Here is a 23,483-nt window from a genome sequence, read left to right as displayed (position 1 = left end):
GGCTCCTTCGTCAGTCGGCTGCGGCGATGGCGGCGGTGACCGCCTCGGGGGTCAGGGGGAGGTCGCGCACGCGGACGCCGACGGCGGCGGCCAGCGCGTTGCCGATCGCGCCCGCGGTGGGGCCCTGCGCGGCCTCGCCGGCGCCCACCGAGGGCTCGCCGGAGTCGAGCAGGCGCACCTCGACCTCGGGCACCTCGGAGAAGCGCAGGATCGGGTAGCTCTCCCAGTCGTCGCTGGTCACCCGGCGGCGGTCGAAGCGGACGCGCTCCTTGAGCGTCCAGCTGGTGGCCTGCACCGCGCCGCCCTCGATCTGGTTGCGGACGCCGTCGGGGTTGACCACCCGGCCGACGTCGACGGCGATCGTCAGCCGCCGCACCCGGACGTCGCTCACGGCCTCCACCTCGGCGACGACGGCGCAGTACGCCGCGCGGCCCTTGTAGCGCGCCACGGCCACCCCCCGGCCGACGCCCTCCGGCACGGGCGTCCCCCAGCCGGCCGCCTCCGCCGCCGTGGTGAGCACCGCCCGTGCCCGGTCGTCGGCGAGGTGGCGCAGCCGGAACTCCAGCGGGTCGGCGCCGGCCAGCTCGGCCAGCTCGTCGACGAACGACTCGATCGCGAACACGTTCAGGTGCGCGCCCAGCGCCCGCAGCGCCGAGGAGCGGACCGGGTTCTCGAGCAGCCGGTGCCCGTGCACCCGCCGGGCACCCACTTCGTAGAGCGGGACGGCGTTGCGCAGCGACCCGCCGCCGGTGGCCAGCGGCGGGTCGGCGGCCGGCGGCGCGGGCAGCGGCCGCGCCAGGTGACGGCCGGCGAGCAGCCCCGGGACGCCGGCGTAGCCGGGCCGGGCGGTGTGGCCCTGCGACCACACGTCGTAGCTCCACGAGGCGATCCGGCCGTCCGGCCCGAGCGACGCCGACACCTGCGCGGTCATCGCCGAGCCGAACGGCGCCCAGGCCAGCTCGTCGCGCCGGCTCCACTGCACCTGGACCGGGCACCCCCGAGCGGCCCGGGCCAGGAGGACGGCGTCGAACGCGGCGTCGTCGGCGCCGTTGTGGCCGTAGCAGCCGGCGTTCTCCACGTGCTCGACGGTGACGAGGTCGCGGTCGAGGACCAGCGCGGCGGCCAGCGCGTCGCGCAGCCGGTGCACGCCCTGGCTGGAGCTCCACACGTGCAGCCGGCCGTCGTCGTCCCAGCGGGCGAGGCCGCAGCTGGGCGCGATCGAGCCGTGCGCGAGGAACGGCCTGCTGTAGCGGGCGGTGTGCGTGGCGGTCGCGACGGGCTCGTCCGCGACGGCCACGGTCTCGGCCGGCGACCCCCGGAGGAACGCGTCCAGGTCGCGCTCCTCGGGCAGGGTGTCGTGCTCCTCCCAGGTCGCGGCCGCCCGCAGCCGCTCGACGGCGACCGCCACCGCCGCCTCGTCGGCGCCCACGACGCCCAGGAAGGAGCCGTCGCGGACGACGGTCAGCCCGTCGCCCACCGCCCCCTCGGCCACCTCCACCAGCCGCGCGCCGGGCGACGGCGGCCGCACCACCCGGCCGAACAGCTGCCCCGGCAGGCGCACGTCGGCGATGTACCGCGGCCGGCCGGCGACCTTGTCGGGCAGGTCGAGCCGGGCCGCGCTGGTGCCGACCAGCCGGTAGGTCGCCGGGTCGCGCAGCGGCGCCGAGGGGTCGGCGTCGACGTCGAGGTCGACCGGCACGCTGCCGTAGGGCGCCCCCGCGTGCAGCGCGCGCACGTGCGCGCAGACCAGCCGGACCGCCGGGACCGCCTCGATCACCGACATGCTGCCGGCGGTCAGCCCCTCGTCCGGGCCGAAGGTGGCGGCCGGCAGCATGCGCACCCGCTCCAGCGGCAGGCCGAGCTCCTCGGCGGCCACCTGGGCCAGCGCGGTCACGATCCCCTGGCCGAACTCCACCTTGCCGACCCGCAGCTCGACGACGCCGTCGGGCCGCACCCGCACCCACGACGACAGCCGCGGGTTGGCCGCGACGTCCTTGGGCAGCTGCGGGGGAGCGGACGGCGCCGCGTCGACCCGGGGGCCGGTGTCGGAGGTCGCCGTCACGACGCGCCCCCGGCTCGGACGACGGCCTCCACGATCCGCCGGTGCGCGCCGCACCGGCACAGGTTGCGGTCCAGCGCCGCGGCGACGGTGGCCGCGTCGGGGGAGGGCACCTCCTCCAGCAGGGCGGCCGCGCGCACCGCGATGCCGGAGATGCAGAAGCCGCACTGGGCCGCCTGCCGGTCGAGCAGCGCCTGCTGGACCGGGTGCAGCGCGTCGTCGCCGCCCAGCCCCTCGACGGTGACCACCTCGTGCCCGGCCGCGGCCGCCACCGGGGTGTCGCAGGCGGGCACGACGGCGCCGTCCAGGCGGACGAAGCAGGCCCCGCACAACCCCAGCCCGCAGCCGAACCGCGTGCCCATCAGCCCCAGGTCGTTGCGCAGCACGGTGAGCAGCGGGGTGCTCGGCTCGGCGTCCACCGAGCGGGAGCGGCCGTTGACCCGCAGCGCGTAGGTCTCCTTCACCGGGCGAACACCTCCGGGTGCCGGCCGAGCTCGATCCGCGTGCGGCGGATGTGCCCCGCCAGGCAGCGCTCGGCGTCGACGACGTCGCGGCGCTCGATCGCGTCGAGCAGCAGCCGGTGCTCGGCGTTGATCACCCACTTGCGGCCGGGACCGGACAGCTGGACGAACTCGCGCCGGTAGTGGGCGGTGGAGTTCCACAGCCGGGTCACCGTCGAGGTGAGCTGCTCGATCCGGCAGCCGGCGTAGCTGGAGAGGTGGAACTCGCGGTCGAGCTCGAGGAAGCCGGCGAGGTCGCCGTCGGCCTCGATCTGCTCCTGCACCTGCTGCAGGTGGCGGACCTGCGCGTCGGTGAGGTTCGGGATGCTCTCGGCGATCGCCAGCTGCTCGAGCTGCTCGCGCATCCGGTAGACGACGTCGACCTCGTGCATCGACAGGCTCGGCACCCGGGCGCCGCGGTGCCGCTCGTGCTCGGTGAGCCCCTCGGCCTCGAGGATCCGCAGCGCCTCGCGGACCGGCAGCCGGCTGGAGCCGAGCCGCTCGGCCACCTCCTCCTGCCGGATCCACTCGCCCGGCCGGATCTCCCCGCGCAGGATCGCCTGCCGCAGGTGGTCGGCGACCCGCGCGCTCGCGGCGTCCTGCACCGAGGTCACCGGAACCTCTCCGGGGTGCGGGACCAGGCCTTGCCCTCGGGGTAGCTGACCAGCTCGAACTGCATCCCCCAGGGCGCCAGGAAGTAGACCCACCGCTGGCCCTCGTGGGCGCCGGTGCTCGCCGTCGGCCCGCCCAGCACGCGCACGCCGTGCGCCCGCAGGTGGGCGACGGCGGCGTCGAGGTCGTCGACGTAGAGCGCGACGTGGTGGCCGCCGACGTCGCTGTTGCGCGGTGGCCGGGGGGCCTGGTCGGGCGCCTCGTACTCGAACACCTCGAAGATCGCCTGCCCGCCGCAGCGGAAGAAGCAGTTCCGCATGCGCGCCCGGGGGTGCACGTTCAGGTGCTCGGCCATCCAGTCGTCGTCCTCGTGCACGAAGGGGCCGAGCGAGTAGAGGTACTCGCAGCCCAGGACGTCGACGAGGAAGGCCCGGGCCTGCTCCAGGTCGGGCACGGTGAAGCCGATGTGGTCGACCCCCGTGAGCCCCGGCAACGCCATGCGCATCTCCCTCGATGTCCGCAGGTTGGATCCAGACTCTAGGCGAATGTGATCCGAAGCACTAGCATCCCGCGCAACGAACTCGCAGTCGGATCCAATGAAGGGTCCGCGAGAGGAGACGCGCATGCCGCTCCACCGCCGCCTCGAGCCGTCCGCCCCCTGGGTCGAGCTCGTCGCCACCGACGAGGACTGGGACGCGGCCGACCCCGAGCTGCTGCGCGCGATGCACGCCCAGCTGGTGCTGATCCGGGTGTTCGAGGAGTACGTGCTCGAGCTGGCCGGCGGCGGGCTGATCCACGGGCCGGCGCACTCCAGCATCGGGCAGGAGGGCGGCGCCGTCGGCTCGGTGCTCGCCCTCACCAGCGCCGACCAGGTGAACGGCTCGCACCGCGGCCACCACCAGTTCCTGGCCAAGGCGCTGCACCACGTCGCGCCGAAGGGGATCGACCTGACGGCCGGGCTCGACGACGACGTCCGCGAGGTGCTGCTGCGCACCCTGGCCGAGATCTGCGGCCTCGACCGCGGGTGGAGCCACGGCCGCGGCGGGTCGATGCACCTGCAGTGGAAGGACGCCGGCGCGATGGGCACCAACGCCATCGTCGGCGGCGGCGTGCCCCAGGCGGCGGGCTTCGCCTGGGCCGACCGGCAGGCCGGCACCGACGCGGTCTCGGTGACCTACTTCGGCGACGGCGCGGTCAACATCGGATCCACCCTCGAGACGCTCAACCTCGCCGCCGCCTGGCACCTGCCGGTGTGCTTCTTCGTCGAGAACAACCGGTACGCGGTCTCCACCACCGTCTTCGAGGCGACCTGCGAGCCGCGGCTGTCCGGCCGCGGGCCCGGGTTCGGCATCGCCAGCTGGAAGGTCGACGGCATGGACCCGCTCGCCGTCCACCTGGCCATGCAGGAGGCCGTCGCGCACATGCGGGCCGGCCGCGGGCCGACCCTCGTCGAGGCCGACTGCTACCGCTACTTCCACCAGAACGGCGGCTTCCCGGGCAGCGCCTTCGGCTACCGCACCAAGGAGGAGGAGCGGGAGTGGCGGGCCCGCGACCCGATCGACCAGGTCGCCCGCCACCTCGTCCGCCTGGGCCTCGCGGCACCGGCCGACCACGAGGCCGCCGTCGCGGCCGCGAGGGAGGCGATGGCCGGGATCGGCGAGGTGCTGTTCGAGCCCGACCCCGACGGCAAGCCGGGCGCGCGGCGGATCCGCGCCGCCGAGTGGCCCGACCCGTCGTTCGTCGACGTCGGCGTCCGCGGGGACCTCGCGGAGTTCGCGGGCGCCCGGTTCGCCGACGCCGGCGACCCCGCCGTCGAGGTGCGCGAGCAGAAGTTCATCGAGGCGGTCGCCGCGGTGATGAACCGGCGCATGGAGACCGACGAGCGGGTCGTGGTCATGGGGGAGGACGTGCACCGCCTCAACGGCGGCACCAACGGCGCCACCCGGGGCCTGAAGGAGCGCTTCCCCGACCGCGTCCTGGGCACCCCGATCAGCGAGAACGCCTTCGCCGGCCTCGGCGGCGGCATCGCCGTCGACGGACGGTTCCGCCCCGTCGTCGAGTTCATGTACGCCGACTTCATGTGGGTCGCCGCCGACCAGCTGTTCAACCAGATCGGCAAGGCGCGGCACATGTTCGGCGGCACGGGGCCGGTGCCGTTCGTGCTGCGCAGCAAGGTGGCGATGGGCACCGGCTACGGCTCGCAGCACTCGATGGACCCGGCCGGGGTCTTCGCCACCAACCCGGGCTGGCGGATCGTCGCCCCGACCACGCCGTTCGACTACGTCGGGCTGATGAACGCGGCGCTGCGCTGCGAGGACCCCGTCGTCGTCCTCGAGCACGTCGACCTCTACAACTCCACCGGGCCCGGGCCGGCCGACGACCTCGACTACTGCCTGCCGATCGGCCGGGCCGCGGTCCGGCGGACCGGCGCGCAGGTCACGGTCCTCACCTACCTGGCGATGACCCGCTACGTGCTCGAGGCGGTGGACGGCGGCGGCTTCGACGTCGACGTGGTCGACCTGCGCTGGCTGGACCGGGCCAGCATCGACTGGGAGACGATCGGCGCCAGCATCCGCAAGACGGGCAACGTGCTCATCGCCGAGCAGGGCGCGGTCGGGACGTCGTACGGCGGGTGGCTGGCCGACGAGATCCAGCGTCGCTTCTTCGACTGGCTGGACTCCCCCGTGCAGCGGGTCACCGGCGGCGAGGCGTCCCCCAGCATCAGCAAGGTCCTCGAGCGCGCCGCGATCGCGCAGGCGGCCGAGGTCACCGCGAAGCTCACCGAGATGACGGGGGCCTGAGCCGTGGCCCGGTTGATGCGCATGCCCGAGGTGGCGGCCAACGCCACCGAGGCGGTCCTCGCCGGCTGGTCGCTGGCCGAGGACGCCGAGTTCGGCGCCGACGACGTCGTCGCCACGGTGGAGACCGAGAAGGCGGTCGTCGACGTCGAGGCCGAACAGCCCGGCAGGGTGCTCAAGCTGCTGGTGGCGCCCGGCAGCACGGTCGAGGTCGGGGCGCCGATCGCCGTCCTCGGCGACCCCGGCGAGCGGGTCGACGACCTCGGCGCCCTGCTCGCCTCGCTGGGCGTCGGCGGGCTGCCGGACTCGCCCCCGGACCCCGAGGGCGGCAAGCAGGAGTCGCCGCCGTCCCCGGCCGTGCCCGAGCCGCTGCTGGCGGTCGCCGAGTCGGTGCCGCCGGCCGCCGCGCCCGCCGGGAACGGGCACGGGCGGATCTTCTCCAGCCCGCTGGCCCGCCGGCTGGCCCGCGAGGCCGGGGTGCCCCTGGAGTCGATCGTCGGCACCGGGCCGGGCGGGCGGATCGTCCGGCGGGACGTCGAGGCGGCGCGCAGGTCCCGGGCCCCGGCGGCTCCGGTCTCGACCCCGGCCCCGGTCGGGGCGCCCGTCGAGCAGCCCGCGGCCTGGACCGACGTGCCGCACACCCCCATGCGGCGGGCCATCGCCCGGCGGCTCACCGAGAGCAAGCAGACGATCCCGCACTTCACGGTGCGCGCCACGCTGCGCGCCGACGAGCTGCTGCGGCTGCGCTCCGGCCTGGCCGACGCCGGCGTGCAGGTGTCGGTCACCGACCTGCTGGTCAAGGCCGCGGCCCGCGCGCACACCGCCGTCCCCGGGATGAACGTGATCTGGACGCCCGAGGCGACCCGGCGGTTCACCGCGGTCGACGTGGCGGTCGCCGTGGCCACGGAGACCGGCCTGGTCACCCCCGTGGTGCGGGGCGTGGACCGGCTCGGGGTCGGCGAGGTGGCGGCGGCGACCCGCGACCTGGTCGAGCGCGCCCGCGCCGGGCGGCTGCGGCAGGACGAGCTCGAGGGCGGCGCGCTGACGATCACCAACCTCGGCATGTTCGGCACCGAGGAGTTCGCGGCGATCATCAACCCGCCGCAGTCGGCGATCCTCGCCGTCGGGGCCGCCCGGCAGGAACCGGTGGTGGTGGACGGCGCGCTGGCGGTCGCCACCGTGGTGAAGGTGACGCTGTCGGCCGACCACCGGGTGATCGACGGCGCGCTGGCCGCGGAGTGGACGGCGGCCTTCACCGCCGCGGTGGAGCAGCCGCTGCGGCTCCTGGTCTGAGGGCTACCTCGCGGTGACCGCCGGCCGCGCCCGCTCGGGGCGCGGCTCCGGCGGGCGCGGCCCGTCGTGCCGGCGCGACAGGTACGTGCCGGCCACGTTGGCGCAGGCCACCGCGGGGACGGCGATCAGGGCGCCGAAGATGCCGCCCACCAGCAGGCCGGCGGCGATGGCCAGGACGACGGCGAGCGGGTGCACCCGCACCGCGCGGCCGAGCAGCAGCGGCTGCAGGACGTGCCCCTCGAGCTGCATCACCGCGATGACGATGGCCAGCGCGATCAGCGCCTTGATCGGGCCCTCCGACACCAGCGCCACCAGCACGGCGACCGAGCCGGCGAGGAACGAGCCGATGATCGGGATGAAGGCGCCCAGGAAGACCAGCGCGGCCAGCGGGATCACCAGCGGCACCCCGAGGATCGCCAGCCCGACGCCGATGCCGACGGCGTCGACCAGGGCGACGGCGACGGTGGCGCGGACGTAGGAGATCAGCGTCCGCCAGGCCCGGCGGGCGGCCTCGTCGAGGTACGCGCGCGAGTCGCGCGGGGTGAGGCCGACCAGCCACAGCCAGATGGACCGGCCGTCCTTGAGGAAGAAGAACAGCGTGAACAGCGCGAGGACGATGCCGGTGAAGACCTCGCCGACGGTGGCGGCGGTGGTGATCGCGCCGCTGGTGATCGTGTCCTGGTTGGACACCAGCGTGTCCTGCAGCGTGGAGACGGCGTCCTCGAGCTGCCCGCGGGTGATCGGGAAGGTGCGGACGATGAAGTCCTGCACCTGGCCGATGCCCTCGCTGACCTGCTCGGCGAGGTCGGAGAAGCCGGCGGTGAACCGCTCGACCACCAGGGTGATGATCCCGGCCACCACGCCGAGGCCGACCAGCAGCATCGCCAGCGCGGCCAGGGAGCGCGGCCAGCCGCGCTTGACCAGCCCGGCCGCTCCCGGCTGCAGCAGGGCGGAGAGCAGCAGCGCCACGATCACCGGGACGACGACGACGGCGATCGTCGCCATCGCGTAGAGCAGCGCGTAGACCCCGGCGATGACGACGATCAGCCGCCACGACCAGGCGGCCGCCGTCCGCAGGCCGGCCGGGACCGCCGCCTCCGGGGCGGTGCGCTCGCGCAGCAGCCGGGCGGTGCGCTCGCCGGGGCGGTGCGGGCGGCCGCCGGCGGGCGGGCCGCTGACCCCGCCGGGCTGGATGCCGCCGTCGAGGTCGGGCGCGCCGGGCTCGGGGCTGCCCAGCGGGGGGCGGCTCGCGCCGTTGCCCTCGGCCGCGGGCTCGGGCGGGTCGGGCTCGTCGTCGTGCACGAGGATGGCCCGGTCGTCGTCGCGCTCGGGCCAGGCGTGCGGATCGTGCTCGGCGGCGGCGCGGATGCGCTCGCGTGCCCGGGCCACCACGGCGTTCGCCCGTCGGAGCACCTCGCACCTCCGCCCTGTTCTCGGGGGTCGTCCATGATCACGGTAGCCCTGCGGGAGGATGGTCCCGTGGTGCGACGAGCTGACCGGGCCGAGGCGGTACCCGCATGATCGACAGGTACACGCTCCCCGACATGGGGCGGGTCTGGAGCGACCAGCACAAGTACGAGCTGTGGTGCCGGGTGGAGACCCTGGTGCTGGAGGCGCACGCGGCGGCCGGCCGGGTGCCCGCCGACGTCGTCGAACCGGTGCGCGACGCCCCGCCGCCGACGCCCGAGCGGGTGGCGGAGATCGAGGAGACGACGCAGCACGACGTCATCGCCTTCCTCACGGCGTGGGCGGACAACACCTCGCCGCGCTCGGCCGCCGCCTACGTGCACCACGGCATGACGTCGTCCGACCTGCTCGACACCGCGCTGGCGGTGCAGCTGACCGAGGCGACCGACCTGCTGCTGGCCAGGGCCGACCGGCTGGTGGCGGCGCTGCGCGACCACGCGCTGGCCCACCGGAACACGATCAAGGTCGGGCGCACCCACGGCGTGCACGCCGAGCCCGACGTGTGGGGCCACCGGGTGGCCGACCTCGCGTTCGCCGCGGCGCGCTCCCGCGACCGGCTGCGGGCGGCGCGCGAGCGGGTCGGCGTCGTGGCGATCTCCGGCGCCGTCGGCACCTACTCGCTCATCGACCCCTCGGTGGAGGTCGCCGTCGCCGAGGCGCTGGGGCTGCGGCCGGCCGACGCCTCCACCCAGGTGGTGCTGCGCGACTCGATCAGCGAGTGGGTGGCCGCGCTGGCGATCATCGCGACCGTCTGCGAGACGGTGGCGCTCGAGGTGCGGCACGGCCAGCGGACCGAGGTGCGCGAGCTGTCCGAGGCGTTCGGCGCGGGCCAGAAGGGCTCGAGCGCCATGCCGCACAAGAAGAACCCGATCCGCTCCGAGCGCATCGCCGGGCTGGCGCGGGTGGTGCGGGCGGCGGTCGTGCCGGTGATGGAGGGCATCCCGCTGTGGCACGAGCGGGACATCTCGCACTCCTCGACCGAGCGGGTGTTCCTGCCCGACGCCGCGATCACCACCGACTACCTGCTGCACCTCACGACCGGGCTGGTGGAGAACCTGGTCGTCGACGCCGACCGGATGCGGGCCAACCTGGAGTCCACCGGCGGGCTGATCTACACCTCCTCGGTGCTGCTCGAGGTGGTCGAGGGCGGGCTGTCCCGCGAGGACGCCTACGCGCTGGTGCAGTCGGCGGCGATGGAGACGTGGAACACCGGCACGCCGTTCCGGGAGACCCTGCGCGCCCGGGCCAAGGCGTCGGGCGTGGAGCTCGACGAGGCCCGGCTCGACGAGATCTGCCGTCCGGAGCGGTACGTGCAGAACCTCGACCCGCTGTTCGAGCGGGTGGCGCGGCTGTCGTGAGCGTCGACCTGCCCCTCGTCGCCCGCGGCAAGGTGCGGGAGATCTACGACGCCGGCCACGGCCGCCTGCTCCTCGTCGCCTCCGACCGCATCTCGGCCTACGACCACGTGCTGCCCACGCCCATCCCCGACAAGGGCAAGGTGCTCACCCAGCTGTCGGTGTGGTGGTTCGACCAGCTCACCCGCGAGCTCGACGAGTTCGGCGCCTCGCACCACCTGGTCTCGGCCACCGACGTGCCCGCCTCGGTCGCGGGCCGCGCGATGCTGGTGCGGCGGCTGGACATGCTGCCGGTCGAGTGCGTGGCCCGCGGCTACCTCTCCGGCTCCGGCACCAAGGAGTACGAGCGCACCGGCTCCATCCGCGACGTCGTCCTGCCGCCCGGCCTGGTCGAGGGCTCGCGGCTGCCGTCGCCGGTGTTCACGCCGTCCACCAAGGCCGAGGTCGGCGAGCACGACGAGGCGATCGACTTCTCGCGGGTGTCCGAGCTGGTCGGCGCGGCGCGGGCCGACGAGCTCAAGGCGCTCACCCTGGCGCTGTACGCGCGGGCCGCGGAGATCGCCGAGGCCGCCGGCATCATCCTGGCCGACACCAAGTTCGAGTTCGGGCTGGACGGGGACGAGCTGGTGCTCGCCGACGAGGTCCTCACCCCCGACTCGTCGCGCTTCTGGCCGGCCGACACCTGGTCCCCGGGCTCGGCGCAGCCGTCGTACGACAAGCAGTTCGTCCGCGACTGGCTGACCCACGAGTCCGGCTGGGACCGGGTCTCCCCGCCGCCGCCGCTGCCCGACGACGTCGTCGCCGCCACCCGCGACCGCTACGTCACCGCCTACGAGCGCCTGACCGGCCGCCGCTTCGAGTAGTTGCGCGGCGACATCGGCGCTCTCGCACGCTTTGAGCGCTCAAAGCGTGCGACACCGCCGATCTCGCCGGCAGTTGTGGACGACGCCTACGCGGGACGCTGCTCCGGCGCCAGGCTGCGCGGGTGCCCGGCAGGCGCCCCCGCTCTCGGCTGACAGGTCCCAGCACGCGTGCTCAGGCGCTCGAGGCGGGGCTGAACGACCGCCAGCTGCAGCACCCCGCGGTGGCCCGGCTGTCCCGCGACACCTGCCTGCCGAGAGCACTGGCGGCGGAGCCGCTGGGCAGGCTCGCGGCCGTCCTGCTCACCGCGCCGCCGGGAGCCGTCGCGAGCCATCGCAGCGCGGCGTTCCTCCGGGGCGTCGAGATCCCGGTGCAGGACCCGGCCGACCGCCGGGTGGACGTGACGGTGCCCCTGGTCTCGCGCGCCGAGAGCCGTGCCGATCGGCGGGTGTACCGCGCCGACCTCCTCCCCGACGAGGTGACCCGCCGGCGGACCGTGCCGTCGACGACCGCCGCGCGCACCTGGCGTGATCTCGCCGGCGTCCTCCGGCCCGGACCGCTGCTCGCCGTGACCGATCAGCTCCCTCGCGCAGGGCTGCACCACCGCAGAGCTGCAGGAGCAGCTCGACCGCCGGCCCGCCGGGCGCGGATCGGCACGGCGAGAACCGTCCTGCCGCTGGGGGACCCCCGGGCGGAGTCGCCCATGGAGTCGGTCCTGCGGTGGCTGATCCACGACGCGGGGTTCCCGCCGCCCGTCGTGCAGTACGAGATGCGTGACACCTCCGGCCGGTTCCTCGGTCGTGGCGACCTCGCCTGGCCCGAGGCCCGGGTGCTGGTCGAGTTCGACGGCGACGTGCACCGGGAACGGCGGGTGTTCGTCCAGGATCTCCGGCGGCAGAACTCGCTGGTGGTGGAGCGGTGGACCGTCCTGCGGTTCAGCGGAGCGGACGTGTACGGCCGGCCCGCGCAGGTCCTGAGCGAGATCGCGCAGGTCGTCCCGCGCCGAGACCGGCGTTCTCGCACGCTTCGAGGGCTCGAACCGTGCGAGACCGCCGATCTCGCCGGGGCGGTCGGCGCGCTGGAGGGCCAGGTACGCTCGGGAACCGTGCCGCGGGTGGTCGTCGACGTCGTCCTGAAGCCGGAGATCTCCGACCCCCAGGGTCAGGCGGTGCTGGGAGCGCTGGGCCGGCTCGGCCACGACGGCGTGACCAGCGTCCGGCAGGGCAAGCACTTCGTCCTCGACGTCGAGGGCACGCCCGACGAGGCCGAGATCCGCAAGATCGCCGAGACCCTCCTGGCCAACCCCGTCATCGAGGACGTCGAACTGCACCTCCCGACCGACTGAACGGACGAACGCTCGTGCGCATCGGGATCATCACCTTCCCGGGCTCCCTGGACGACGTCGACGCCGCACGGGCGGTGCGCCTGGCCGGCGGCGAGCCGGTCGCCCTGTGGCACGCCGACCACGACCTCAAGGACGTCGACGCCGTCGTGCTCCCCGGCGGCTTCTCCTACGGCGACTACCTGCGCGCCGGCGCCATCGCCGCCCGCTCGCCGCTGATGCAGGACGTCGTCGCGGCCGCCGGCGGCGGCCTGCCCGTGCTGGGCATCTGCAACGGCTTCCAGGTGCTCTGCGAGGCCGGCCTGCTGCCCGGCGCGCTCACCCGCAACAGCCACCTGCACTTCCGCAACCGCGACCAGGTGCTGCGCGTCGAACGCGCCGACACCACGTGGACCAGCGCCTACGAGCCGGGCCAGCGCATCGTCATCCCGGTCAAGAACGGCGAGGGGCGGTACGTGGCGGCCGACCGCGACCTCGACCGGCTGGAGGCCGAGAACCGCGTCGTCTTCCGCTACGTCGACGGCAACCCCAACGGCAGCTCGCGCGACATCGCCGGGGTGACCAGCGAGAACGGCCGCGTCGTCGGGCTCATGCCGCACCCGGAGCACGCCGTCGAGGAGCTCACCGGCCCCTCGACCGACGGCCTCGGCTTCTTCACCAGCGTCCTGAAGGCGGTCGTCTCCGCATGAGCAGCGCCACCGAGGGGCTCTCGCAGCTCGACACCGGCCCGGGGCGGCTGCAGCACCAGCTCGACACCGTCGAGCTCGCCGCGAAGACGCCGGACGAGGAGCAGCCCTACAGCGAGCTGGGCCTGAAGTCCGACGAGTACCTGCGCATCCGCGACATCCTCGGCCGCCGGCCCACCACCGCCGAGCTGGCCATGTACTCGGTCATGTGGAGCGAGCACTGCTCCTACAAGTCGAGCAAGGTGCACCTGCGCCGCTTCGGCGACCTGCCCACGAGCGAGTCGCTGCTCGTGGGCATCGGCGAGAACGCCGGCGTGGTCGACGTCGGCGACGGCTACGCGGTCACCTTCAAGGTCGAGTCGCACAACCACCCCAGCTACGTCGAGCCCTACCAGGGCGCGGCCACCGGCGTGGGCGGCATCGTGCGCGACATCCTCACCATGGGCGCCCGCCCGGTCGCCGTCATGGACTCCCTGCGCGTCGGCCGAGCCGACGCCCCCGACACCGCCCGCGTGCTGCCCGGCGTCGTCGCCGGCGTCGGCGGCTACGGCAACTGCCTCGGCCTGCCCAACATCGGCGGCGAGCTGCTCTTCGACGAGTGCTACGCCGGCAACCCGCTGGTCAACGCGCTGTGCGTCGGCGTGATGAGGCACGAGGACGTCCGCCTGGCCAAGGCCGAGGGCGTCGGCAACAAGGTCATCCTCTTCGGCGCCCGCACCGGTGGCGACGGCATCGGCGGGGTGTCGGTGCTCGCCAGCGAGACGTTCGACGAGGAGGGCCCGGCCAAGCGGCCCAGCGTGCAGGTGGGCGACCCGTTCACCGAGAAGCTGCTCATCGAGGCCTGCCTGGAGATCTTCGCCCAGGACCTCGTCACCGGCATCCAGGACCTCGGCGGCGCCGGCCTGTCCTGCGCCACCTCCGAGCTGGCCAGCGCCGGCACCGGGGGCATGCACGTCGACCTCGACGCCGTCCCGCTGCGCGACTCCACGCTCACCCCGGCCGAGATCCTGATGAGCGAGTCGCAGGAGCGCATGTGCGCGATCGTCGAGCCCGGCAAGGTCGACGCCTTCCTCGCCGTCTGCCGCAAGTGGGACGTGCTGGCCACCGTCATCGGTGAGGTCACCGACGGCGACCGGCTCACCGTCGACTGGCACGGCGAGCGGATCGTCGACGTCCCGCCGCGCACGGTCGCGCACGAGGGCCCGGTCTACGACCGGCCGATGCAGCGCCCGCTCGACCTGGACGACCTGCGGGCCGACGACCCGGCGCGGCTGCCGCGCCCCGGCACCCCCGAGGAGCTGCAGGCGCACTGGGTCGCCGTCGTCGCCAGCCCGGACGGCGCCGACAAGACCTGGGTCACCGAGCAGTACGACCGCTACGTGCGCGGCAACACTGTGCTCGCCCAGCCCGAGGACGCCGGCGTCGTCCGCATCGACGAGCGCACCCACCGCGGCATCGCGCTGGCCCTCGACGGCAACGCCCGCTTCGCCCGCCTCGACCCGTACGCCGGGACGCAGCTGAACCTGGCCGAGGCCTACCGCAACGTGGCGGTGAGCGGCGCCCGGCCGCTGGCCGTCACCAACTGCCTGAACTTCGGCTCCCCCGAGGAGCCGGAGGTGATGTGGCAGTTCGCCGAGGCGGTGCGCGGCCTGGCCGATGCCTGCCGCGAGCTCGGCCTGCCCGTGACCGGCGGCAACGTCAGCCTCTACAACCAGACCGGCGACGTCGCGATCAACCCCACGCCGGTCATCGGTGTGCTGGGCGTGCACGACGACGTCCGCACCCGGGTGGCCTCGGGCTGGCGGAACGCCGGCGAGACCGTCCTGCTCCTCGGCGAGACCCGCGAGGAGCTGGGCGGCTCGGCGTGGGCCTCGGTCGTGCACGGCCACCTCGGCGGCCGGCCCCCGGCGGTCGACCTCGCGGCGGAGAAGGCGCTGGCCGAGCTGCTCGGCGCGCTGGCCCGGGAGGGGCACCTCACCTCGGCGCACGACCTCGCCGACGGAGGCCTGGCCCAGGCGCTGGCCGAGTCCGCGCTGCGCCACGGGGTCGGCGCGACCCTGAGCCTGGCGGGCGACCCGTTCGTCGCGCTGTTCAGCGAGTCGGGCGCCCGGGCGGTCGTCACGACGACCGATCCCGGCGCGGTGAAGACGACGGCCGACTGGGCCGGCGTGCGCGTCACCGAGCTGGGGACGACGGGCGGCGACTCGCTGGCCGTCGACGGCGTCGGGACGCTGCCCCTGGCCGAGCTGCGGGCGGCGTGGACGGCGACCCTGCCCGCGCTGTTCGGCGCCCCGGAGGACGCGGTGGGCACGATCCCGGCGGGCACCGTCCCCACGAGCTGATGCCGGCCGGCAAGCCCATCCCGGCGGAGGAGCTGGCCGCCGCGGTCGAGCCCGTGCGCGCGTGGCTGGCCGGCGAGGCCGAGCAGCCGCCGCGCGCGGTCGTGGGCGCCGCGGTGAAGACCAGCGCGCGCTGGCTGGCGCAGCAGGTGCCGGGGCGGTCGGTGGAGCTGCGGGTCCCGCCGCACGTCGCCGTTCAGTGCGTCGAAGGCCCCCGGCACACCCGCGGCACGCCGCCGAACGTCGTCGAGACCGACGCCGCGACCTGGCTGCGGCTGGCCACGGGCGCCACCACGTGGGCCGACGCCCTCGCCGACGGCACGGTCAGCGCCAGCGGCAACCGCGCCGACCTGAGCGCGCTGCTGCCCCTGTCGCCGCTGCGCGGCGACGCCGCGGCCAGGCGCCGCCCCCCGTCGCGCTGAGCCGCCGCCGGCCCCGCCGCGGGAGGCGGCCCGTCAGCCGGTGAAGAGGGCCGACGCCGTCTGGATCGTGCGGACCAGGCCGTAGAGCAGCGGGATGCCGACCAGCACCCAGGCGAACACGATGAGCGCCACCGGGGTGTGCGTGGCCGGCCGCCGGCCGTCGGAGGAGGAGAGGGACGAGCTCATCGGGCGGCACTCCGATCCGGGGTGTGGTGCGCGTGGGTGAACTCCTCGACCGCTTCCTTCGGCTCGTGCCACTTGTCGGCCACCGGCCGGACCAGGAGGTTGGCGACGAACCCGACCGCGAGCAGGCCGATCATGATGAACAGCGCCGGCCGGTAGTCGCCGGCGACGAGCTGGCCGGGCGTGCCCCGGGTGTCCAGGACGCCGTTGACGATCAGCGGCCCGGCGACACCGGCGGCCGACCACGCGGTGAGCAGCCGGCCGTGGATGGCGCCGACCTGGTAGATGCCGAACAGGTCGCGCAGGTACGCCGGGATGGTGGCGAACCCGCCGCCGTAGAAGCTGATGATCACGGCGGCCGTGAGCACGAAGACCCAGGTCGCCGTCGTGCCGAGGGTGGCCAGGACGAAGTAGAGGACCATGCCCAGGCCCAGGTACAGCATGTAGATGTTCTTGCGGCCGATGTAGTCCGACGTGGTGGACCACGCGAACCGGCCGCCCATGTTGAACAGCGACAGGACGCCGACGAACCCGGCGGCGGCGCTCGCGGCCACCAGCGAGCCGTCCCCGCGCCGGAAGAAGTCCTGGATCATCGGCGCGGCCTGCTCGAGGATGCCGATCCCGGCGGTCACGTTGCAGAACAGCACGGTCCACAGCAGCCAGAACTGCGGCGTCTTCGGGGCGTTGCGCGCCGACACGTTCTCGGTGGTGACCAGCGCCTTCTGCTTCACCGTCGACGGGTCGAAGCCCGCGGGCCTCCAGTCGTCGGCCGGCACCCGGACGATCAGCGCGCCGAACAGCATGAAGACCAGGTAGGCCAGCCCGAGGGTGAGGAACAGCAGCGCGACCGCGGTGCCGTTGGGCACCGACGTCGGGTCGGCGGCGTCGTACGACGGGTCGTACCAGGACATCAGCTGGCGCGACAGCGGCGAGGCGATCAGCGCGCCGCCGCCGAAGCCCATGATCGCCATGCCGGTGGCCAGCCCCGGGCGGTCGGGGAACCACTTGATCAGCGTGGAGACCGGCGAGATGTAGCCGATGCCCAGGCCGATGCCGCCGATGACGCCGTAGCCCAGGTACACCAGCCACAGCTGCGAGGTGGCGATCCCGAGCGAGCCGACGAGGAAGCCGACCGACCAGCACACCGCCGCGACGAACATGGCCGCGCGCGGGCCGTTGCGGTCGACCCACGTGCCGAAGACCGCGGCGGAGAGGCCGAGCATCACGATCGCGATCGAGAAGATGATGCCGATCGCGGTCAGGCTGGTGTCGAAGTGCTCCACCAGGGCCGTCTTGTAGACGCTGGTCGCGTACGCCTGGCCGATGCAGAGGTGCACGGCGAGCGCCGCGGGCGGGATCAGCCACCGGTTGAACCCGGGCTTGGCCACGATGCGTTCGCGGGCGAGGAACGCGGGAACTGCCACGGTTCGACCTCCGGCTGCCGGGGGACCAGGACGAAGGTCCCGGCCGTGGGTTCCCCGGCGGGCAGCGGCGGAAACGGCAGGCACCGGCAGAGCTGGGAAACGGCCCGCCTAGGCTCGCGGTATGCCGTACGAGGTTCGGGGCGTGGTCGCCCGCGCGAAGGGTTCACCGGTCACCATCGAGACGGTCGTCGTCCCCGACCCCGGCCCCGGGGAGGCGGTCGTGGACGTGCAGGCCTGCGGGGTCTGCCACACCGATCTGCACTACCGCGAGGGCGGGATCAACGACGACTTCCCGTTCCTGCTCGGCCACGAGGCCGCCGGCGTCGTGTCGGCGGTCGGCGAGGGCGTCACCAACGTGGCCGTCGGCGACTTCGTGGTGCTCAACTGGCGGGCGGTCTGCGGGCAGTGCCGCGCCTGCCTCAAGGGCGAGCTGCAGTACTGCTTCAACACCCACAACGCCGCGCAGAAGATGACGCTGGCCGACGGCACCGAGCTGTCCCCGGCGCTGGGCATCGGCGCGTTCGTGGAGAAGACGCTGGTCCACTCCGGCCAGTGCACCAAGGTCGACCCCGCCGCCCCGCCCACCGCCGCCGGCCTGCTCGGCTGCGGCGTGATGGCCGGCGTCGGCGCGGCGATGAACACCGGCGGCGTGCGCCGGGGCGAGACGGTGGCGGTGTTCGGCTGCGGCGGCGTCGGCGACGCCGCGATCGCCGGGGCCAAGCTGGCCGGCGCGGGCACGATCATCGCCGTCGACATCGACGACCGGAAGCTGGAGTGGGCCAGGGGCTTCGGCGCCACCCACACCGTGAACTCCAAGGAGACCGACGCCGTCGAGGCGATCAAGGGCCTGACCGGCGGCTTCGGCGTCGACGTCGCGATCGACGCGGTCGGCCACCCCAAGGTGTTCGAGCAGGCCTTCTACGCCCGCGACCTGGCCGGCCGGGTGGTGATGGTCGGCGTCCCCACCCCGGACATGGAGATCACGCTGCCGGCGATCGAGGTCTTCGGCCGCGGCGGGGCGATCAAGTCCTCCTGGTACGGCGACTGCCTGCCCAGCCGCGACTTCCCGATGCTGGTCGACCTGTACCTGCAGGGCCGCTTCCCGCTCGACGACTTCGTCACCGAGACCATCGCCCTGGACGACGTCGAGGCCGCGTTCGAGAAGATGCACCGCGGCGAGGTGCTGCGCTCCGTCGTGGTCTTCTGATGGCCGCGCGGATCGAGAAGGCCGTCGTCAGCGGGGTGTTCAGCCTCGACGGGCAGGACTTCGACGTCGACAACAACGTCTGGCTGGTCGGCGACGACGAGGAGGTGCTCGTCGTCGACGCCCCGCACGACGCTGCCCCGATCGTCGAGGCGATCGGCGGCCGGCGGGTGACGGCGATCGTGCTCACCCACGGGCACAACGACCACATCACCGCCGCCCCGGCGCTGCGCGCGGCCACCGGCGCGCCGATCTGGATGCACCCGGGCGACCGCATGCTGTGGGAGATGGTGCACCCCGACACCCAGCCCGACGGGGCGCTGGGCGAGGGGACGTCGTTCCGCGTCGCCGGCACCCGGCTGACCGTGCTGCACACCCCGGGCCACTCCCCGGGCAGCACGTGCCTGTACGCCGGTGACCTGGGCGCGGTCTTCACCGGCGACACCCTGTTCTCCGGTGGCCCGGGCGCGACCGGGCGCAGCTTCAGCGACAAGCCGACGATCCTGAACTCGATCCGGTCGAAGCTGCTCACCCTGCACGGCGACACCGTCGTCCACACCGGCCACGGCGAGGACACGCGGATCTCGGCCGAGCTGGGCAACGTCGGTTAACCGAGCGGCACCCGGCGCGCCGCCGAGGCGAAGCCCAGCCAGGTGTGCCGGTTGCCGGCCCAGCACCAGCCGACCTTGGGCGCGTCCCGGCGGGCGCGGCCGTCGCGACCGGTGCCGTTGCTGATCCACAGCGCGGGGGTGCGCGCGTCGAGCGCGCCGGTCGGCTTGCGCCGCCGCGAGCCGACCGTCATGAAGCAGCGGTTGCGGTCGAGCGCCTCGGGCACCTGCAGCAGCCAGTGGACGCCCTCGGAGAGGGTCAGCGGGGTGCGGCCGGCCGCGGTGATCGCCGGCAGGGCCTCGTCGGGGCTCCAGTTCGCCATCCCGTCCCCGCGGTCCAGCCCGACGGCGAGGTAGACCGGGCCGGCCGGCAGCGACACCTGGTCGATCGGGGCGAACGCGTCGACGTCGGTCATGTCCTCGACGACAAAGCCCGGCCGGCCCGCCCGCTCGAGCAGCGGGGCCAGCGCCGAGACGGGCGCGGCGGCGAGGACGAGCAGCGCACCCGGCTCGCGCACCCGCTCCGCGGCCGCGCAGAGGTCCGCCGCCGACACGCCGGCGAGCTCGTGCGCGCCCAGGGCGACGAGCCGGTCGGCCTGGACGACGGGCGCGGGCAGCTCGAACGGGGCGGCGGGCACGGCGGGACCTCCGAGGTCGGCGGGGACGGCCGGCAGTCAACGCGCCGGCGCGCCGGCGGGTTCCGCGCCGCTCGCCGCTCGGCGCGGCGCCGGACACGCCGACGGAGTGGTCACGGTCACCGCACGGCGCTCGGGGACCGTCGGCGGCCCCGGTACCGTGGTGGTGTGCCTCGCGGTGATGGACGGCTGACGCACGACCTCGATCCCCAGTCCCCCGGACCCCAGGACGCCTGCGGCGTCTTCGGCGTCTGGGCGCCGGGGGAGGAGGTCGCCAAGCTGACCTACTTCGGTCTGTACGCCCTCCAGCACCGCGGCCAGGAGGCGGCGGGCATCGCGGTCTCCGACGGCGCCTCGGTCGTCGTCTACAAGGACCTCGGGCTGGTCAGCCAGGTCTTCGACGAGCCGACGCTGGGCAGCCTCCGCGGCCACCTCGCCGTCGGCCACACCCGGTACTCCACGACGGGCGCCTCCACCTGGGAGAACGCGCAGCCGACCTTCCGGACGACGGAGGCGGGCACCGGCCTGGCGCTGTGCCACAACGGCAACCTGGTGAACACCGCCGAGCTGGCCAGCACGGCCGCCGACGCCGGCGTGCCCGGTGCCTTCACCGCGAGCACCGACTCCGACCTGATCACCTCGCTCATCGCCGCCCACCCCGATCTGTCGATCGAGGAGGCGGCCATGAAGGTGCTGCCCACCCTGCGCGGGGCGTTCAGCCTGACCTTCATGGACGAGGACACCCTCTACGCCGCCCGCGACCCGCAGGGCGTGCGCCCGCTGGTCCTCGGGCGGCTGGAGCGGGGCTGGGTGGTGGCCAGCGAGACGGCCGCGCTCGACATCGTCGGCGCCTCGGTGGTCCGCGAGGTCGAGCCCGGTGAGCTGCTCGCCATCGACGAGAACGGGCTGCGCAGCCAGCACTTCGCCGCCGCCGAGCCCAAGGGCTGCATCTTCGAGTACGTCTACCTGGCCCGCCCCGACACCACCATCGGCGGCCGCGGGGTGCACGCCACCCGCGTGGAGATCGGCCGCCGGCTGGCCAAGGAGGCCCCGGCCGACGCCGACCTGGTCATCCCCGTGCCGGAGTCGGGCACCCCGGCGGCGGTCGGGTACGCGGAGGCCAGCGGCATCCCCTACGGGCTCGGACTGGTCAAGAACTCCTACGTCGGGCGCACGTTCATCCAGCCGTCGCAGACCATCCGGCAGCTCGGCATCCGGCTGAAGCTCAACCCGCTGCGCGACGTCATCCGCGGCAAGCGGCTGGTCGTGGTCGACGACTCGATCGTGCGCGGCAACACCCAGCGCGCGCTGATCCGCATGCTGCGCGAGGCGGGGGCGGTGGAGGTGCACGTGCGCATCTCCTCGCCGCCGGTGAAGTGGCCGTGCTTCTACGGCATCGACTTCGCCAGCCGGGCCGAGCTCATCGCCAACGGGCTCGACGTCGACGGCGTGCGCGCCTCCATCAACGCCGACTCCCTGGCCTACGTCTCCGAGCAGGGCCTGATCGCGGCCACCGAGCAGCCGGTCAACCGGCTGTGCACGGCCTGCTTCACCGGCCGGTACCCGATCCCGCTGGGCGAGCCGGAGGTGCTGGGCAAGCACGTGCTCGAGGGCATCGAGCGCCGCGCCGCCGTCACCGGCTGGACCGGGCGGCAGGCCGGCAGCGCCACGGTCCCGGGCGGGGCCGAGGACGCGCTGTCCCGTCCATGACCGAGTTCACCTACGCCGCCTCCGGGGTCGACATCGACGCCGGGGAGCGCGCGGTGACGCTGATGCGCGCCGCGGTGGAGAAGACCAACCGGCCCGAGGTCGTCGGCGGCCTCGGCGGCTTCGCCGGCCTGTTCGCCCTCGACACGCAGAAGTACCGGCGGCCCCTGCTGGCGTCGTCCACCGACGGCGTGGGCACCAAGATCGCGCTGGCGCGGCAGCTGGACCGGCACGACACGGTCGGCATCGACCTGGTGGCGATGGTCGTCGACGACCTGGTCGCCTGCGGCGCCGAGCCGCTGTTCCTGCAGGACTACGTAGCCTGCGGCCGCGTCGTCCCCGAGCGGATCGCCGCGATCGTCACCGGCATCGCCGCGGGCTGCACGCAGGCCGGCGCGGCGCTGGTCGGCGGCGAGACCGCCGAGCACGGCGACCTCATGGCGCCCGACGACTACGACCTGGCCGCGACCGCCGTCGGCGTCGTCGAGGCCGACGCCGTGCTGGGGCCCGAGCGGGTGCGCGCGGGCGACGCCGTCGTCGCGATGGCGTCCAGCGGCTTCCACTCCAACGGCTACTCGCTGGTGCGCCGGGTCGTGGCCACCGCCGGCCTGGACCTCGCCGCGACGCACGGTCTGGGCCGCCCGCTGGGCGACGTGCTGCTCGAGCCCACCCGGATCTACGCCCGCGACTGCCTGGCGCTGGTCGAGGAGCTCGGCGTCGACGGCGTGCACGCCTACGCGCACATCACCGGCGGCGGGCTGGCCGGCAACACCGCGCGGGTCGTCCCCGACGGCCTGGCGGCCGTGCTCGACCGCGGCACGTGGGCGCTGCCCGCGGCCGTGCGGCTGCTCGAGGAGCACGGCGTGCCGCGCACGGAGTCGGAGCGGGCGTTCAACTGCGGCGTCGGCATGGTCGCCGTCGTCGCCGCCGACGTGGCCGACCGCGCGGTGGCGCTGCTCACCGGCCGCGGCGTGCCGTCCTGGGTCGCCGGGACGGTCGAGCGCCGCCCGGAGGGCACCCACCTGGTCGGCGCCCACCGCTGAGGCACGCGCTCACGACGACACCTCGAAGGGCCCCTCGCCCCATCGGGACGAGGTCCTTCGAGGTGTCGTGGCGGTGCGGGCGGTGCGGCTCAGACGCCGACCTTCAGCGGCTGGCCGCCCAGTCGTCGTCCTCGTCGTCCTCGGTGGCCCAACGGTCGGCGTACTCGTCGTCCTCGTCGTCGTCCGTCGACGCCCGGTGCGCCGGGTACGTCGACGGCTGACCCGCCAGCTCCCGCTGGAGAGCGGAGAGGTCGGTGTTCGGTGAGCTGTACTTGAGCTCACGGGCCACGCGAGTCTGCTTGGCCTTCGCTCGGCCGCGCCCCATCGGCTCGACCCCCTCGTTACGGAGTACGGGAGCCCAGCCAGCGGCTGGATTGGCCCGCTTGGCGACCCCGACTGAGTGACTGTGTCTGGACCGAGCTTACGACACGTATGCGTCGGGAGCACGGGTCTCCCCCTCGGAGGGAGGAGCGTGCGGCCGAGCTCACGCGCAGGCGGCCAGCTCCGGGGCCGTGGCGGCGGAGCCGGACCGCTCCGGACGCGGGCCGACCGCGGCGCTCCACGCCTCGCCGCCGGCGGCCACGGCCCTGACCTGCGCGGGCAGCTCGGCCGGGTCGTCGTCCTTGAGCAGGTAGCCGGAGACGCCGAGGTCGCGGGCCACGCGGACCGTGTCACCGCTCGGCGTGCCGGTGAGCATCACCACACGGGCGCCGGGGCGGGCGGCGAGGATCCGCCGGGCGGCCTCCAGCCCGGAGATCCCCGGCATGGCGATGTCCATGAGGACGACGTCGGGCTCGAGGCGCGCCGCCGCGTCCACCGCCGCGGCGCCGTCGCCGCACTCCCCGACCACCCGGATGCCGGGCGTGCCCTCGAGCAGGCTCGCGATCGAGTCGCGCAGCAGCGCGTGGTCGTCGACGAGCAGGACGGTGATCACCGGGCGCCTCC

Annotated in this window: 22 protein-coding genes; 12 read left to right on the top strand and 10 right to left on the bottom strand. The window is 74.5% G+C overall.

The genetic code is table 11. The features are described from left to right. Positions 1–10: 10 nt before the first annotated feature. The 4 genes from ACI78S_RS03125 to ACI78S_RS03110 are packed head-to-tail and all read right to left on the bottom strand — an operon-like array spanning position 11 to position 3,670. Entirely contained in the window at positions 11–2,062 is a 2,052-nt protein-coding gene (locus ACI78S_RS03125; RefSeq protein WP_456970739.1) for a molybdopterin cofactor-binding domain-containing protein, read from the bottom strand. Then, positions 2,059–2,523, bottom strand: coding sequence for a (2Fe-2S)-binding protein (locus ACI78S_RS03120; RefSeq protein ID WP_456970738.1), 465 nt, complete (start codon positions 2,521–2,523; stop codon positions 2,059–2,061). Before ACI78S_RS03120 ends, ACI78S_RS03125 begins: the two co-directional genes overlap by 4 nt. Beyond that, positions 2,520–3,173 (bottom strand): GntR family transcriptional regulator, encoded by a 654-nt coding sequence (locus ACI78S_RS03115; protein ID WP_456970737.1) that lies wholly within the window; start codon positions 3,171–3,173, stop codon positions 2,520–2,522. Before ACI78S_RS03115 ends, ACI78S_RS03120 begins: the two co-directional genes overlap by 4 nt. Further along, positions 3,170–3,670, bottom strand: a complete 501-nt coding sequence (locus ACI78S_RS03110; protein ID WP_456970736.1) for a VOC family protein — start codon at positions 3,668–3,670, stop codon at positions 3,170–3,172. Before ACI78S_RS03110 ends, ACI78S_RS03115 begins: the two co-directional genes overlap by 4 nt. A gap of 124 nt (positions 3,671–3,794) precedes the next feature. Here ACI78S_RS03110 and ACI78S_RS03105 point away from each other — a divergent pair, with 124 nt between their 5' ends. After that, positions 3,795–5,972 (top strand): alpha-ketoacid dehydrogenase subunit alpha/beta, encoded by a 2,178-nt coding sequence (locus ACI78S_RS03105; protein WP_456970735.1) that lies wholly within the window; start codon positions 3,795–3,797, stop codon positions 5,970–5,972. A 21-nt stretch (positions 5,973–5,993) separates the two neighbouring features. After that, complete coding sequence (locus tag ACI78S_RS03100) at positions 5,994–7,262, top strand: dihydrolipoamide acetyltransferase family protein (RefSeq protein WP_456970734.1); 1,269 nt, start codon at positions 5,994–5,996, stop codon at positions 7,260–7,262. A gap of 3 nt (positions 7,263–7,265) precedes the next feature. Here the strand turns inward: ACI78S_RS03100 and ACI78S_RS03095 are convergent, their stop codons facing one another. Beyond that, positions 7,266–8,675 carry an AI-2E family transporter gene (locus ACI78S_RS03095; protein ID WP_456970733.1) on the bottom strand — a complete coding sequence of 470 codons (1,410 nt, stop codon included), beginning with the start codon at positions 8,673–8,675 and terminating at the stop codon, positions 7,266–7,268. Between the two features lie 104 nt (positions 8,676–8,779). Between ACI78S_RS03095 and purB the strand changes: the two genes are divergently transcribed. From purB to ACI78S_RS03065, 6 genes are all read left to right on the top strand, one after another. Then, positions 8,780–10,087 (top strand): adenylosuccinate lyase, encoded by a 1,308-nt coding sequence (gene purB, locus ACI78S_RS03090; protein ID WP_456970732.1) that lies wholly within the window; start codon positions 8,780–8,782, stop codon positions 10,085–10,087. Next, on the top strand, positions 10,084–10,947 hold the full coding sequence (locus ACI78S_RS03085; protein ID WP_456970731.1) for a phosphoribosylaminoimidazolesuccinocarboxamide synthase: 864 nt from the start codon (positions 10,084–10,086) through the stop codon (positions 10,945–10,947). The genes purB and ACI78S_RS03085 overlap by 4 nt, the downstream gene beginning before the upstream one ends. Positions 10,948–11,069: 122 nt before the next feature. Beyond that, complete coding sequence (purS, locus tag ACI78S_RS03080; protein ID WP_456970730.1) at positions 11,070–12,290, top strand: phosphoribosylformylglycinamidine synthase subunit PurS; 1,221 nt, start codon at positions 11,070–11,072, stop codon at positions 12,288–12,290. 14 nt (positions 12,291–12,304) lie between these two features. Further along, positions 12,305–12,976: a phosphoribosylformylglycinamidine synthase subunit PurQ gene (gene purQ, locus ACI78S_RS03075; RefSeq protein WP_456970729.1), complete on the top strand. Its 672-nt coding sequence runs from the start codon at positions 12,305–12,307 to the stop codon at positions 12,974–12,976. Beyond that, positions 12,973–15,315 (top strand): phosphoribosylformylglycinamidine synthase subunit PurL, encoded by a 2,343-nt coding sequence (gene purL, locus ACI78S_RS03070; RefSeq protein ID WP_456970728.1) that lies wholly within the window; start codon positions 12,973–12,975, stop codon positions 15,313–15,315. Before purQ ends, purL begins: the two co-directional genes overlap by 4 nt. After that, on the top strand, positions 15,315–15,734 hold the full coding sequence (locus ACI78S_RS03065) for a sterol carrier family protein (RefSeq protein WP_456970727.1): 420 nt from the start codon (positions 15,315–15,317) through the stop codon (positions 15,732–15,734). Before purL ends, ACI78S_RS03065 begins: the two co-directional genes overlap by 1 nt. 33 nt (positions 15,735–15,767) lie before the next feature. Here ACI78S_RS03065 and ACI78S_RS03060 read toward each other — a convergent pair whose 3' ends face one another. Both ACI78S_RS03060 and ACI78S_RS03055 read right to left on the bottom strand, forming a co-directional pair. Continuing rightward, positions 15,768–15,920 carry an MFS transporter small subunit gene (locus ACI78S_RS03060; RefSeq protein WP_456970726.1) on the bottom strand — a complete coding sequence of 51 codons (153 nt, stop codon included), beginning with the start codon at positions 15,918–15,920 and terminating at the stop codon, positions 15,768–15,770. Continuing rightward, the gene (locus ACI78S_RS03055) at positions 15,917–17,341 is read right to left on the bottom strand and encodes an OFA family MFS transporter (RefSeq protein ID WP_456970725.1); all 1,425 of its coding nucleotides are present in this window, start codon (positions 17,339–17,341) and stop codon (positions 15,917–15,919) included. Before ACI78S_RS03055 ends, ACI78S_RS03060 begins: the two co-directional genes overlap by 4 nt. Before the next feature lie 121 nt (positions 17,342–17,462). Here ACI78S_RS03055 and ACI78S_RS03050 point away from each other — a divergent pair, with 121 nt between their 5' ends. Both ACI78S_RS03050 and ACI78S_RS03045 read left to right on the top strand, forming a co-directional pair. Next, a complete protein-coding gene (locus ACI78S_RS03050) occupies positions 17,463–18,548 on the top strand; it encodes an S-(hydroxymethyl)mycothiol dehydrogenase (RefSeq protein ID WP_456970724.1) in 1,086 nt (361 codons plus the stop codon). Then, entirely contained in the window at positions 18,548–19,156 is a 609-nt protein-coding gene (locus ACI78S_RS03045) for an MBL fold metallo-hydrolase (RefSeq protein ID WP_456970723.1), read from the top strand. The genes ACI78S_RS03050 and ACI78S_RS03045 overlap by 1 nt, the downstream gene beginning before the upstream one ends. On the opposite strand, the gene ACI78S_RS03040 is transcribed toward ACI78S_RS03045, so the two are convergent. After that, entirely contained in the window at positions 19,153–19,791 is a 639-nt protein-coding gene (locus tag ACI78S_RS03040) for a DUF5701 family protein (protein ID WP_456970722.1), read from the bottom strand. The two genes, ACI78S_RS03045 and ACI78S_RS03040, sit on opposite strands and share 4 nt — an antisense overlap. 165 nt (positions 19,792–19,956) lie before the next feature. Here ACI78S_RS03040 and purF point away from each other — a divergent pair, with 165 nt between their 5' ends. Beyond that, on the top strand, positions 19,957–21,498 hold the full coding sequence (gene purF, locus ACI78S_RS03035; RefSeq protein ID WP_456970721.1) for an amidophosphoribosyltransferase: 1,542 nt from the start codon (positions 19,957–19,959) through the stop codon (positions 21,496–21,498). After that, entirely contained in the window at positions 21,495–22,538 is a 1,044-nt protein-coding gene (gene purM, locus ACI78S_RS03030; protein WP_456970720.1) for a phosphoribosylformylglycinamidine cyclo-ligase, read from the top strand. Before purF ends, purM begins: the two co-directional genes overlap by 4 nt. Before the next feature lie 103 nt (positions 22,539–22,641). Here purM and ACI78S_RS03025 read toward each other — a convergent pair whose 3' ends face one another. Continuing rightward, entirely contained in the window at positions 22,642–22,863 is a 222-nt protein-coding gene (locus ACI78S_RS03025) for a DUF3073 domain-containing protein (RefSeq protein WP_456970719.1), read from the bottom strand. 159 nt (positions 22,864–23,022) lie between these two features. Further along, entirely contained in the window at positions 23,023–23,472 is a 450-nt protein-coding gene (locus ACI78S_RS03020) for a response regulator (RefSeq protein WP_456970718.1), read from the bottom strand. Positions 23,473–23,483 lie beyond the last annotated feature (11 nt).

It is taken from the genome of Geodermatophilus sp. SYSU D00815 (genome assembly GCF_054050035.1).
This window is presented reverse-complemented; position numbering and strand designations above follow the sequence as displayed.

Excerpts from the sequence above, each read along its gene's own strand:
- ACI78S_RS03045 (WP_456970723.1), top strand. The coding sequence starts at position 18,548 with ATGGCCGCGCGGATCGAGAAGGCCGTCGTCAGCGGGGTGTTCAGCCTC.
- ACI78S_RS03100 (WP_456970734.1), top strand. The coding sequence starts at position 5,994 with ATGCCCGAGGTGGCGGCCAACGCCACCGAGGCGGTCCTCGCCGGCTGG.
- ACI78S_RS03110 (WP_456970736.1), bottom strand. The coding sequence starts at position 3,670 with ATGGCGTTGCCGGGGCTCACGGGGGTCGACCACATCGGCTTCACCGTG.
- purL (WP_456970728.1), top strand. The coding sequence starts at position 12,973 with ATGAGCAGCGCCACCGAGGGGCTCTCGCAGCTCGACACCGGCCCGGGG.
- ACI78S_RS03105 (WP_456970735.1), top strand. The coding sequence starts at position 3,795 with ATGCCGCTCCACCGCCGCCTCGAGCCGTCCGCCCCCTGGGTCGAGCTC.
- ACI78S_RS03025 (WP_456970719.1), bottom strand. The coding sequence starts at position 22,863 with ATGGGGCGCGGCCGAGCGAAGGCCAAGCAGACTCGCGTGGCCCGTGAG.
- purB (WP_456970732.1), top strand. The coding sequence starts at position 8,780 with ATGATCGACAGGTACACGCTCCCCGACATGGGGCGGGTCTGGAGCGAC.
- purM (WP_456970720.1), top strand. The coding sequence starts at position 21,495 with ATGACCGAGTTCACCTACGCCGCCTCCGGGGTCGACATCGACGCCGGG.
- ACI78S_RS03065 (WP_456970727.1), top strand. The coding sequence starts at position 15,315 with ATGCCGGCCGGCAAGCCCATCCCGGCGGAGGAGCTGGCCGCCGCGGTC.
- ACI78S_RS03050 (WP_456970724.1), top strand. The coding sequence starts at position 17,463 with ATGCCGTACGAGGTTCGGGGCGTGGTCGCCCGCGCGAAGGGTTCACCG.
- ACI78S_RS03060 (WP_456970726.1), bottom strand. The coding sequence starts at position 15,920 with ATGAGCTCGTCCCTCTCCTCCTCCGACGGCCGGCGGCCGGCCACGCAC.